The 12,677-nt window shown below is 54.9% G+C and carries 10 protein-coding genes; 4 read left to right on the forward strand and 6 right to left on the reverse strand.

The genetic code is table 11. The annotated features are described in order from the left end of the window. Nucleotides 1-156 precede the first annotated feature (156 nt). On the reverse strand, nucleotides 157-1,176 hold the full coding sequence (mtnA, locus tag JK231_RS03315) for an S-methyl-5-thioribose-1-phosphate isomerase (RefSeq protein WP_160834031.1): 1,020 nt from the start codon (nucleotides 1,174-1,176) through the stop codon (nucleotides 157-159). Between the two features lie 105 nt (nucleotides 1,177-1,281). Between mtnA and mtnK the strand changes: the two genes are divergently transcribed. Next, a complete protein-coding gene (gene mtnK / locus JK231_RS03320) occupies nucleotides 1,282-2,481 on the forward strand; it encodes an S-methyl-5-thioribose kinase (RefSeq protein WP_097117555.1) in 1,200 nt (399 codons plus the stop codon). Between the two features lie 124 nt (nucleotides 2,482-2,605). Here mtnK and fadE read toward each other — a convergent pair whose 3' ends face one another. After that, nucleotides 2,606-5,050 (reverse strand): acyl-CoA dehydrogenase FadE, encoded by a 2,445-nt coding sequence (gene fadE / locus JK231_RS03325; protein ID WP_097117554.1) that lies wholly within the window; start codon nucleotides 5,048-5,050, stop codon nucleotides 2,606-2,608. Between the two features lie 243 nt (nucleotides 5,051-5,293). Between fadE and lpcA the strand changes: the two genes are divergently transcribed. Together lpcA and JK231_RS03335 are read left to right on the forward strand one after the other, a co-directional pair. After that, nucleotides 5,294-5,872: a D-sedoheptulose 7-phosphate isomerase gene (gene lpcA, locus JK231_RS03330; RefSeq protein ID WP_211728001.1), complete on the forward strand. Its 579-nt coding sequence runs from the start codon at nucleotides 5,294-5,296 to the stop codon at nucleotides 5,870-5,872. Nucleotides 5,873-5,921: 49 nt separating this feature from the next. Then, nucleotides 5,922-6,689 (forward strand): class II glutamine amidotransferase, encoded by a 768-nt coding sequence (locus tag JK231_RS03335; RefSeq protein WP_058961548.1) that lies wholly within the window; start codon nucleotides 5,922-5,924, stop codon nucleotides 6,687-6,689. Here JK231_RS03335 and dpaA read toward each other — a convergent pair. Further along, nucleotides 6,660-7,403 (reverse strand): peptidoglycan meso-diaminopimelic acid protein amidase, encoded by a 744-nt coding sequence (gene dpaA, locus JK231_RS03340; protein WP_058961547.1) that lies wholly within the window; start codon nucleotides 7,401-7,403, stop codon nucleotides 6,660-6,662. The genes JK231_RS03335 and dpaA overlap by 30 nt on opposite strands. Before the next feature lie 243 nt (nucleotides 7,404-7,646). On the opposite strand from dpaA, the gene dinB reads away from it, so the two are divergent. Further along, nucleotides 7,647-8,702, forward strand: coding sequence for a DNA polymerase IV (dinB, locus tag JK231_RS03345; RefSeq protein WP_038648775.1), 1,056 nt, complete (start codon nucleotides 7,647-7,649; stop codon nucleotides 8,700-8,702). Nucleotides 8,703-8,775: 73 nt separating this feature from the next. Here the strand turns inward: dinB and JK231_RS03350 are convergent, their stop codons facing one another. The 3 genes from JK231_RS03350 to JK231_RS03360 are packed head-to-tail and all read right to left on the reverse strand — an operon-like array spanning nucleotide 8,776 to nucleotide 12,374. Continuing rightward, complete coding sequence (locus JK231_RS03350; protein ID WP_211728002.1) at nucleotides 8,776-9,846, reverse strand: sugar ABC transporter substrate-binding protein; 1,071 nt, start codon at nucleotides 9,844-9,846, stop codon at nucleotides 8,776-8,778. 27 nt (nucleotides 9,847-9,873) lie between these two features. Continuing rightward, nucleotides 9,874-10,872 (reverse strand): ABC transporter permease, encoded by a 999-nt coding sequence (locus JK231_RS03355; RefSeq protein WP_160834030.1) that lies wholly within the window; start codon nucleotides 10,870-10,872, stop codon nucleotides 9,874-9,876. Beyond that, nucleotides 10,869-12,374, reverse strand: a complete 1,506-nt coding sequence (locus tag JK231_RS03360) for a sugar ABC transporter ATP-binding protein (RefSeq protein WP_211728003.1) — start codon at nucleotides 12,372-12,374, stop codon at nucleotides 10,869-10,871. Before JK231_RS03360 ends, JK231_RS03355 begins: the two co-directional genes overlap by 4 nt. Nucleotides 12,375-12,677 lie beyond the last annotated feature (303 nt).

The following is a 12,677-nucleotide window of genomic DNA, read 5'->3' on the forward strand; positions in this document are numbered from 1 at the left end:
TTAAACCTGCATATGCATAAATGGAATCAGCCTTTGAAAGGTCACTCTTCAGAGTGCATCTGACACCATAGGGCTCGGCATCGTAAGGTCGCCATTTATGGCGACTTTTACATATCTGGCGCAACGTCAACACAGGATACGCCATCTGGTGCACCCTTAAGGCTGAAAAATCCCTTCCTTAACCTGATCTGGCGTCACGACGCCAGTATCCAACACCCAGCCGCTAATCAGTGCAGCTGGCGTGACATCAAACGCCGGGTTGTAGACCACCGCATTATCCGGTGCCCACTGCACACTACCAAAACTGCCGGATACGCCGGTGACTTCACTGGCGGCACGCTGCTCAATCGGGATAGCATCGCCGTTCGGGCATTGACGATCCAGCGTGGTGTGCGGCGCCGCCACATAGAACGGAATGCCGTGATAGTGCGCCAGTACCGCCAGGCTGTAGGTGCCGATTTTGTTCGCCACATCGCCGTTGGCGGCAATGCGATCCGCGCCGACCCAAATCGCATCGACCACGCCGCGCGCCATTAAACTTGCAGCCATCGAATCGGTGATCAGCTGGTAGGGAATGTGCAGCTCGCCCAGCTCCCACGCGGTTAAACGACCGCCCTGCAGCAGTGGTCGCGTCTCGTCCACCCAGACGCTTTTCACCAAACCTTGCTGATGGGCATGCGCAATCACGCCCAGTGCGGTACCCACGCCTGCGGTGGCGAGACCGCCGGTATTACAGTGCGTCAGGAGCTGGCTGCCGGGCTTGACCAGAGCGCTGCCGGCGCGGGCAATGTTGTCACACAGCTGCTTATCTTCTGCCACCAGGCGCAGCGCTTCGGCGCTTAGGGCGTTGACGTGATCGCTCTCCGCCAGCGCAATCTTCATACGATCCAGATTGTTCATCAGGTTGACGGCAGTCGGGCGTGACGCACGCAACACCTCCAGCGCTTCCGCCAATGCCGCGCGGGTGACACCTTGCTCGCCCAACAGCGCCAGCAGCAAGCTGGCTGAAAGGCCAATCAGCGGAGCGCCGCGCACGCGGAGCGCATGGATATGATCAACCAACTGCGTCACAGTGTGCGCAGGCAGCCAGTTTTGTTGTTGTGGCAGCGCTTGCTGGTCGAGGATCCACAGTTGATTATCGCGGACCTCAAGACTGGTGGTACGAAGTGTTTGCATGGTGTGAAATCCCTGTTGCGTTAATAGCGGCTATTGTGCCAACATGCGTGACGGATGTATAGACGTCCAAACGGCTTATTACTATCGAATGTCGAGGAACAGGCAATGTCGCAATACCGTACCTTCACCGCTGCTGATGCGGTGGAATATGCTAAAAAATTTGGCGGTGTGGACGATCCGTCAGCGCTGGTCAGCGCAGAAGAGATCGGCGATGGTAATCTCAACCTGGTGTTCAAGATTTTCGATAACCAGGGACAGAGCCGTGTGGTGGTGAAACAGGCACTGCCTTATGTGCGTTGCGTGGGTGAGTCCTGGCCGTTAACGTTGGATCGCGCGCGCCTCGAAGCGCAGACGCTGGTTGAGCACTATAAACATTGCCCAGAGCACACGGTTAACGTCACCCATTACGATGCCGAACTGGCGGTGATGGTGATGGAAGATCTCTCCAGCCATCGCATCTGGCGCGGCGAGCTGGTGCAAGGTGCTTACTACCCTGAAGCGGGTCGTCAGCTGGGCGAATATCTGGCGCAGACGTTGTTCCATACTTCTGATTTTTTCCTGCATCCTCACAAGAAAAAGGCCGAAGTCGCGCGTTTCATCAACCCGGAAATGTGCGAAATCACCGAAGACCTGTTCTTCAACGATCCCTTTATCGATCATGAGCGTAATAAATACCCGGCGGCACTGGAGCCGCTGGTGGTCAGCCTGCGCACTGACGATGCGCTGAAAATCGCGGTGGCCGGGCTGAAGCACCGCTTCTTTGCCGATGCCGAAGCGCTATTGCACGGCGATGTGCACAGCGGCTCCATCTTCGTGGCCGATGGTAGCCTGAAGGTGATCGATGCGGAGTTTGGCTATTTCGGTCCGATAGGCTTTGATGTCGGCAGCGCGATTGGCAATCTGCTGATTAACTACTGCTGCCTGCCGGGCCTGCTGGCCCCGCGTGAAGCGGCAGAAGGGCGTGAGCGTCGTCTGAGCGATGCGCATGAAGTCTGGACGCAGTTCTCCAGCCGCTTCCTCGAACTGGCACACGCCAACACTTCTGATGTGGCGCTGGCGTATCCGGGCTATGCGGAAGCCTTCCTGCGCAAAGTATGGAGCGACACCATTGGTTATTGCGGCACGGAACTGATTCGTCGCACCGTGGGCATGTCACACGTTGCCGATTTTAAACAGATTGCTGATGATACCATGCGTACCGAATGTATTCGTAGCTGCATCACGCTGGGCCGTACGTTGATTCTCGCGGCAGATCATATTGCGGATGTCGATGCGTTAATTGCGCGTATTCGTCAGGCGGGGTAAGTCAGGCTTCAATCTTATAAGTGCGCCATTCACTACCCGCTTTGGCAGCGAAACCGCTGTATGTATGCGGGATAAGTTATGCCAGGCCCCATTAAAAAAGCCTCCGTCAGGAGGCTTTTTCGTTTTATGCCGCTTCACTGGCGCGTGTGGCGCCTTTATCCTGCGGCTTCGGTGAGGCCAGTGCCTCCGGCACAAACTCATCGACGTTGATGGCTTTGAGACGGCTGGCTTCAGCGCGCGTCAGTACTTTGGCTTCGCTCTCATCAATCCAGCCCTCTTTCAACGCACGCTGTGCCAGCGCATCCAGACGGGTAAACGACAGATGTTTTTTCTGCTGCTGGCAAAGACGTTCATGAATCACTTCCGCTGCCATCACATCCTGCAGCGCCTGCTCCAGTTGGCCTGCTGGATTGTGTTCGCTTGGCGTCAGGTACATGCCACGGCCCAGCCGCGTACGAGTGGCTGACGGCAGTTGCAACAGCTTCGCCAGCTTGTGGTCCAGTTTGTCAGACGGTGCCGGGCAGTGTTTGCCACCGGCGAAAATCACCATGCGCAGCGCGCCTGCCACCAGGCGATTAGGGAAGTTACGCAGCAGGTCATCCATCGCCACTTCAGCCTGATGCAGCGCATCCTGCACGCCCCAGTGCACCAGCGGCAGATCGGCTTCATTGCGGCCTTCGTCGTCAAAGCGTTTCAGGGTGGCAGAGGCGAGATACATCTGGCTCAGCACATCCCCCAGACGTGCTGAGATACGTTCACGACGTTTCAGGCTGCCGCCTAACACTGCCATCGACACATCTGACAGCAGTGCCAGGTTGGCGCTCAGGCGGTTGAGCTGCTGATAGTAGCGGCGGGTCACGTCGCGGGTTGGCGACGCGCTGGTGCGGCCTCCGGTTAAACCGAGCCACAGACTGCGCACTTTGTTGCTACCGACATGGCCAATATGGCTGAACAAGGCACGGTCAAAGGCCACCAGATCGTTTTTCGCCGCAGCGTTCATCTCTTCCAGCACCCATGGATGGCAGCGAATCGCGCCCTGGCCAAAGATGATCATGCTGCGCGTCAGGATATTGGCGCCCTCCACGGTAATCGCAATCGGTGCGCCCTGATAAGCTCGCGCCAGGAAGTTGTTGTCGCCCAGCATAATGCCTTTACCGCCAGCGATATCCATCGCATCGATAATGGCGCGCTGGCCGCGGTGGGTGCAGTGATATTTCACAATCGCCGACAGCACCGCCGGTTTTTCACCCAGCATAATGCCGCTAGTGATAAGCGTAGCCGCCGCATCCATCACGTAGGCGTTACCGGCAATGCGTGCCAGCGGTTCCTCGATGCCTTCCATTTTACCGATAGAGACTTTGAACTGACGACGGATATGCGCATAAGCACCGGTTGCCAGCGCAATGCTTTTCAGACTACCGGTCGAGTTGGAAGGCAAGGTGATGCCGCGACCGACTGACAGACATTCAACCAGCATACGCCAGCCCTGACCGGCCATCGACGGGCCACCAATGATGAAATCGATCGGCACGAAAATATCTTTACCGCGTGTTGGACCGTTCTGGAACGGCACGTTAAGCGGGAAGTGGCGATGGCCAATCTCTACGCCCGGCGTTTGCGTCGGGATCAGGGCGCAGGTAATGCCCAGCTCTTCAGTCTCACCCAGCAGATGATCGGGATCGGAGAGTTTAAAGGCCAGGCCAAGCACGGTAGCAATCGGTGCCAGCGTAATGTAACGCTTATTCCATGTCAGGCGCATGCCCAGCACTTGCTGGCCTTGCCATTCGCCCATGCACACCACGCCAGTATCCGGAATGGCACCCGCATCCGAACCCGCTTCCGGGCTGGTCAGCGCGAAGCACGGAATTTCATCGCCGCGTGCCAGACGTGGTAAATAGTGATCTTTCTGCTCATCGGTGCCGTAATGCTGCAACAGTTCGCCTGGGCCGAGTGAGTTAGGTACACCCACGGTGATCGCCAGGATACCGGAAACGCCCGCCAGTTTTTGCAAGACGCGCGCCTGAGCATAGGCGGAGAATTCTAGGCCGCCATACTCTTTCTTAATGATCATGGCGAAGAAGCGATGCTGCTTGAGATACGCCCACAGTTCCGGCGGAAGATCGGCCAGTTCGTGAGTGATCTGGAAATCATTCGCCATACGACAGGCTTCTTCGACCGGCCCCTCGAGGAAGGCTTGTTCCTCTTCCGTCAGACGTGGCTGCGGATAGTTGTGCAGTTTCTGCCAGTCTGGCTTGCCACGAAACAGATCGCCTTCCCACCAGGTCGTACCGGCATCAATCGCTTCCTTTTCCGTACGCGACATCGGCGGCATCACTTTCTGGAAGCTGTGCAGCGCAGGTTTGGAGAACATGCTGCGACGCATGGCCGGCAGATTGAAGGGCAGCAGGATAATCGCCAGTGGCAGCAGCAGCCACGGCGTCCACAGGCCTGCAGCAGCCAGCCCGGCGGTCCATAGCAACAGGATTACGCTGCTGAGCCGCAGCGAAACTTGATGGTAAAAGAGGGCGCTAATGACAATCAGCGTCGCGACAATCGAGGCAAGCAACATAATGAACCGCTCCGTAAGTTGTAAGAGGTCTGACCTGTTATAAGGTAAGGTTTAGAGCAGTGGTCGCTTTTTAGCAATCTGTTTACATCGCAATTACAACAGAACTCACAAAATCGCACTCTCTGGACACCAACAGAGCAGGAATGGCAAAGCCCGGGCCTTTTTCCCCGATGCAGGCGCTTTGCGGCTTTGTCCCATTCCGTTAAACTTGCAGAGTAAATCTTTCCTTTAAAGGACATCCCTATGTATCAGGACATTATTCGCTCAGAACTTAATGAAGCAGCCGATACGCTTAATAAATTCCTGAGTGACGAAGCGAACATTCACGCGATTCAGCGCGCGGCAGTCATGCTGGCAGACAGCTTCAAAGCAGGGGGCAAAGTGCTCTCCTGTGGCAACGGTGGTTCTCACTGTGATGCGATGCACTTTGCTGAAGAACTGACGGGGCGCTACCGTGAAAATCGTCCTGGCTACCCGGCGATTGCCATCTCTGATGTGAGCCACCTTTCCTGCGTCAGCAACGATTTTGGCTATGACCATGTGTTCTCGCGCTATATCGAAGCCGTAGGCCGTGAAGGCGATGTACTGCTGGGCCTGTCCACTTCAGGTAACTCGGCGAACATTATCAAAGCGGTCGAAGCGGCACGCGCCAAAGGGATGAAAGTGATTACCCTGACCGGTAAAGATGGCGGCAAAATGGCAGGCACAGCGGACATCGAAATTCGCGTACCGCATTTTGGCTACGCTGACCGCATTCAGGAGATTCACATTAAAGTGATTCATATCCTGATGCTGCTGATCGAAAAAGAGATGGTTAAGTAATGACGCGTCACTCCTGCTCACGTGGGAGTGCTGACTTAAGGCGGTTGCTATGTGCGAATTGCTCGGGATGAGCGCCAATGTCCCCACGGACATCTGTTTCAGTTTTACCGGTCTGGTGCAGCGTGGCGGCGGAACCGGGCCACATAAAGATGGCTGGGGCATCACTTTCTATGAAGGAAAAGGGTGCCGCACATTCAAAGATCCTCAGCCCAGCTTTAACTCACCGATCGCCCGTTTGGTGCAGGAATACCCGATCAAATCACATTCCGTGGTCGCTCATATCCGCCAGGCGAATCGTGGTGAAGTGTCGCTGGAAAACACCCATCCGTTTACCCGTGAGCTGTGGGGACGTAACTGGACCTACGCGCACAACGGGCAGCTGAAAGGCTACAAACAGTTGGAAACCGGGACTTTCCGCCCCGTTGGCGAAACGGACAGTGAGAAAGCGTTTTGCTGGATCCTGCATAAGCTGTCTGAGCGTTATCCGCGCACTCCGGGCAACTGGCCGGCGGTATTTCGCTACATTGCTGAGCTGGCGGCTGAGATGCGCGAGAAGGGCGTGTTTAACATGCTGCTGTCGGACGGTCGTTATCTGATGGCGTTCTGCTCGACCAATCTGTATTGGATCACTCGTCGTGCGCCTTTTGGCAAAGCCAAGTTGCTCGATCAGGATGTAGAAATTGATTTTATGCAGCAAACAACACCGAAGGACGTTGTGACGGTGATTGCGACACAGCCGCTGACAGGAAATGAAACCTGGCACCGAATAGTGCCAGGCGAGTGGGCATTATTTTGCCTGGGTGAGCGCCAGGAATGACTTCGAGGCAGCATCCGGTGTAGAAATCACCGGCGTGCTGTTCACCGCATATTGACCCGTCGTCGTCACATTAACCGTTGGCGGTATGTGGTACTTCTCAAAGTACGCATAACCCGGCTGCAGTTCACGCCAGAAGTTGATGTACGTTGAGTAGCGATGACGCTGCATGTTGCTATCGGTCATATGGAACGGATAGATATTGATCTGTACATCCTGCTGACCGTTGCGCAGCGCAGCGTTGACGTAGGTAAAGATCTCGTCCATTGATGCGTTTGTCATGGCGTAGCAGCCAATTGAGACGCAATCACCGTGAATCATCAAATAGTTACCGTCATAGCCTTTATCACGATCGTATTGATTCGGGAAGCCGGTATTAATCGCGCGGTAGAAACGGCTGTCCGGTTTTAACTGGTTCAGCTTAACGTTATAAAACCCCTCCGGACTTTTAAAATCGCCCTGACGACGCTTAGGCCCTAATCCGCCAGAGAAATTACAAATGCGATAGCTGTCCAGCAGACGATATTCATTACCGATTTTGCCGTACAGTTCCAGCGTACGCTCTTCCTTGAAGATCTGAATAAAAACAGGAGTGCCAAGTAATTGTTTCTTTAACTCTTTGCTCACCGGTGCCGACAGTTGCGTTGGCTCTGGCGAAATGGCCCAGCTAAGGACTGGCATAAGAATCATCGCAAGCCACAATGCGATTCTGCCCATTCTGTGTGTACCTTGAAGTGAAGAGAGACGATGACGCTGAGCGTCTTGGTATTGCATTATCGGAAATATCCGCTACCGCAGCGCAACATTAACATTGTCTGAGGTTTAATCAAGACAGTCTCCGTGAAAATGGTGCAATCCTAAAGGGATTACGACCAGAATTTTGTAAACTTTAATTCATCGCTCAACAAATATTGCCGAAGTTTTTTGCTGCTGTATACTTATCCAGTATTCGGAGGGCGTATGCGCAAAATCATTCATGTCGATATGGACTGCTTTTTCGCGGCCGTTGAAATGCGCGACGATCCTTCATTAACGGATATACCTATCGCCATTGGCGGCAGCCGGGTGCAGCGTGGTGTCATCAGCACCGCCAACTATCCCGCGCGCAAATATGGCGTGCGCAGCGCGATGCCGACGGCAATGGCGCTCAAGCTCTGCCCGCATCTGAAATTACTGCCTGGACGCTTCGATGCCTATAAAGAGGCGTCACGCCAGATACGCGATATTTTCGCACGCTACACCCCATTGATTGAGCCCTTATCACTGGATGAAGCGTATCTTGATGTCACCGATAGCGAGCATTGTCAGGGATCAGCGACGCTAATGGCGCAGGCGATACGTGCCGATATCCTGCGCGAAACCGGTTTAACCGCCTCGGCTGGCATTGCGCCGATCAAATTCCTCGCCAAGATCGCCTCCGATTTAAATAAGCCCAACGGGCAATACGTCATTACACCGCAAGTGATGCCGGATTTTTTACTGACGCTACCGTTGAGCAAAATTCCTGGCGTAGGAAAAGTGGCGACCAAAAAACTGGAAGAGATGGGACTGCGCACCTGCGCCGATGTGCAAAGAGCCGATCTCGCCTTGCTGCTGAAGAGATTTGGTAAATTCGGCCGCGTGCTCTGGGAGCGCAGCAACGGCATTGATGAACGCGATGTGGTGGTGGAGCGCGAACGCAAATCGCTCGGTGTCGAACGCACATTGATGGAGGACATCCACAACTGGGAGCAGTGTCTGGCAATCATTGATTACCTCTATGCTGAGCTGGATCGACGCCTGACAAATATCCGTCCCGACAAGCAAATCGCGCGTCAGGGCGTGAAGCTCAAATTTAATGATTTCCAGCAGACCACGCAGGAGCATGTCTGGCCGGTGTTGAACAAGGATGACATGATCGCAGTGGCGCGGCAGGCATGGGATGAAAGGCGTGCCGGGCGCGGCGTGCGGTTGGTGGGATTGCATGTGACGCTGGTGGATCCGCAATTGGAGCGGCAGCTAGTGTTGGGTTGGTAAAACCTTGAGTATGGCCTTGGCTATCATCCTGGCGGCTTGAAGCGCCGCCAGGATGCCCTATTCGGCCACTGAATTACTTCTTAGCGTACTTCGCTTGCAGCGTGGCAAACCACGGCGCAACAAAATCGTTGTTCACACCCCAGCCTGGAATAATCTTGTTCAGGGTTGCTACGTTAATCGCCCCTTGCTGGCTATTCAGCAACTGCTGCGAAATGGAAGACGCTTTAAACTCGTAGCTTGCCGGAGTGGCTTCACCCGCGATTTTATTGGCCACTAAGCGCATATTGACCGCACCGATGGTTTTTGGATCGACCGCGACCGTCTGCACCCATGGGCTGTTCTTCTCATGCATCAACTGCAAGTCCTGGTTGGACACGTCAATACTGTAGATTTTGATTTCAGTACGACCATTCTCTTGTAGCGCTTTATAAGCACCCTGACTGAACGCATCCCACGACGCCCAAATCGCATCTATTTTACCTTTAGGATATTTTGCCAGGATCGCACCCACTTTGTTGGCGGTGTCGCCCTGTACATCGGTAGAAACTGCGCCAATGGATTCCAGCTGATGAATGCCTGGATTCTCTTTCAGCAGTTTCTCATACACCACCTGGCGGCGTTCCTGCGGCGGGAAGCCTGCGACCCACAGTTTGATGATGTTGGCTTTACCATGGAAATCACTGATCAACTGACCCAGTGACGCCTGCGCCAGCGAGGCATCATCCTGCGCAGTGACGGTCACGCCATTGACCGGCGTATTTACCGGGGTATCAAAGACGGACAGTTTGATACCTGCATCGACAATGTGTTGCACCAGAGCGGTGGAGTAGGGTTCTTTGCCGTGAGAGAGAATGATGCCATCGTATTTCTGGCTGATCGCCTGATTAACAAAGTCCTGGAAACGCGCATCATCGCCGTTACTCAGGAAAGTACTGACTTTAAAGCCCAGTTGACGACCTTGCTGAATGGCACCGGCAATAAACTGCGTGGTGTTATCGTCAGACCCCAGGTTACGGATGATGGCGATGCGCACCGGACCTTCGTGATTCGCAATCGCTGCGGGAACCGGGGTAACGGTATCGGCAAAGGCAGCGCTGGCGTTCAGCAGGCTTAAGGCCAGCAGCGAAAGGGTAATTTTTTTCATTAGAATCTCTTTCTCAGTAAACGCGCCTTAGCGGCGCTGAATGTAGGTAATCGCCAGGGCCAGAGCCAGCACCAGGCCTTTGATAATGTCCATGGCGTAATAAGGCACGGACAACATCACCAGCCCGTTCTGCAACACACCCAGAATCACCGCGCCCACCAGCGTACCGAGCGCGTTAGGTTTGCCGGAACCGGCCAGCGAGAAGCCGATCCATGCCGCGGCAACGGCATCCATCAAATATCCACTGCCGGCGTTCACCTGCGAGGAGCCAATACGCGATGCCAGCAGAATGCCGCCTAATCCGGCCAGCAGCGATGCGAGTACATAGGCCAAAACGCGGTAGCGCGTGGTGCGAATACCGGAAAGGCGTGCGGCTTCTGGATTGCCACCCAGCGCGTACATGCGACGGCCATGCTTGGTCAATGACAGTGCCAGTTGTGCCACAATCGTCACTACCAGCATGATGATCACAATGGTCGGCACCTGACCCAACAGACCGAACGCTGCGGGGATAGTGCCCTCCGCCATATCGCCGCTTGGCATCACCATATTCTCGGTAATCGAACCGCCGAAGCTGTAAGTCATCGCCACGCCCTGAATGACAAACAGGGTGGCCAGTGTAGCCAGCATGTCGGGAATGCGCAGAATCACGATCAGGAAGCTGTTTAGCAGCCCCACCAGAGTGCACAGCAGCAGCGTGATGATAATGGCTTCGGTGGTGCCAAAGCCGTGCCAGACAAACAGCGAAATCACCAGCGCATTGGCCAGTGAGGCGGTTGAGCCTACCGACAAATCGAAGCCGCCGATGGTCAGCGAAATCGACACACCAATCGCAATTACCGTGACGATAGCAATCGAACGCAGGATGTTGATGATGTTGGTGGGCTCGAGGAAGCTGTCCGATGCCAGACCAAACCCAGTGATCAGAATCACCACGGTCAGCAACATGCCCCATTTATAGAGAAAATCGAATAGTTTATGACGCAGAGAAACCTGCGGGTTCAGGGATAGTTCTTTGCTGCTCACGCAGGGGTTCCTCCGGTGGAATAAAGCAATAGCATCTCTTCTGTGGCCTGACGACCTTCCATCTCTGCCACAATGCGCCCATCCCAGAGCACACAAATACGGTCACATAAGCCGACCAGTTCGGAAAACTCGCCCGAAGCGTAGATGATGCCTTTGCCTTCACGTGCCAGGCCGTCAATCAGGCTGAACAGATCGGTTTTGGCTTTGATATCGACACCTTTAGTTGGCTCATCAAGAATCAGCACATCGGCGTTGTTGCGCAGCCATTTTCCAATCGCCACTTTTTGCTGATTCCCGCCCGACAGACGACGCAGAATCTGCGCCGGGCCGGTGGTACGCACGTTGAGGCGCTGAATCACCTCTTCGGCCCAGCGCCAGGCCTGACGATGACCGAACAGGCTCCAGCGGGAAAAACTGTTGTCCGCGCTGACGCTCAGGTTCATGCTCACCGGTTCATCAATGAAAATACCCTCTTTACGACGCTCTTCCGGCACCAGCGCCATACGGTTTTCCACCGAATCGTGCGGTGAACGCGGCCGCCACGGTTTGCCGTGCAGCTCGCCTTTTTCGACGCGGCTTTTGCTTGCGCCAAACAGCGCCTTACACAGCTCGGTTTTCCCCGCGCCCGCCAGGCCGGCGATGCCGAGAATTTCGCCTTTGCGCAGATGCAGTGAAATGTCCGCCAGCAGTTGATCATCGTGCAGACCTTCCACCGAGAGCAGCAGCGGTTGCTCACTCTGTTCACGGCGAGGTGGATAGACATCGGTCAACTGGTGCCCCAGCATTTTCTCAACAATCTGCTCGCCACTCAGTGCCGCCATCGGGCTGCTTTCAATCAAGCGGCCATCGCGCAGCACGGTTAAGCGATCGCAAATCGCTTTGAGTTCGTGAATGCGGTGGGAGATAAACACCACGCCAATGCCGTTGCTTTGTAAACGACGCACCACGGTAAACAGACGCTCGCTTTCATGCTGATCCAGCGGCGCGGTCGGTTCATCCAGAATGAGAAAACGGCAGTGATGGGAGAGGGCGCGCGCCAGCAGGATTTGTTGTTTCTCCGCCAGCGAGCAGCGTTCCACCAGACGATTAACATCGATGTTCACTTCCAGCTGATTGAGCAGGGCACGCGCCTGACGGCGGATCTCGCGCCAGCTATAGACATGGCCGGGTTCTGCCAGCTGATCGAGCAGAATGTTTTCTGCCACGCTGAGCTGCGGCACCAGCGCCACATCCACCTCCTGCTGCACCAAATGAATACCGAGTTTTTTGGCATCGCGCGGTGAACGAATGGAGACCGGCGCATCGTCCAGCAGAATCTCGCCGCTGTAATCACTGTGCGCGCCGGATAGCACTGCCATCAGGGTGGATTTTCCCGCGCCATTGGCTCCGGTCAACGCATGCACCGATCCGCCCTCGGTCAGAAAATCGACCTGGGTCAGTGCGGCAAAACCGCCAAAAGCGATGGAGATATTACGCATCTCCAGGCGGTTAATCGCACTCATGGGGCAGGCCTTTCATTAAGAGAGTGGGTGGCATTTTTTCTGAACCCATAACGCTGGGCAACAAACGAAAGCGCATAAGCTAGCACGAAATCTTATTAGCCATCCAGACATCTGGGCGTAACGGCGTCTAAAACTAGAGAGGGAGTGTGGAGTGGTAGAATGCTGGGGTAATAAGCAGGATTTATAGTGAAATATGCTGCATGTTACTGTCGGTCTCAAAATGGGTTCCGGCAAATATTGCGACCTTATTAGCAAGAGAATCCTTAACCTCAGGATTGCAGGCATAAAAAAACCAGGCCTTAG

Origin of the sequence: Pantoea sp. JGM49 (assembly GCF_018257655.1) — a bacterium.
Taxonomy (GTDB): domain Bacteria; phylum Pseudomonadota; class Gammaproteobacteria; order Enterobacterales; family Enterobacteriaceae; genus Pantoea; species Pantoea communis.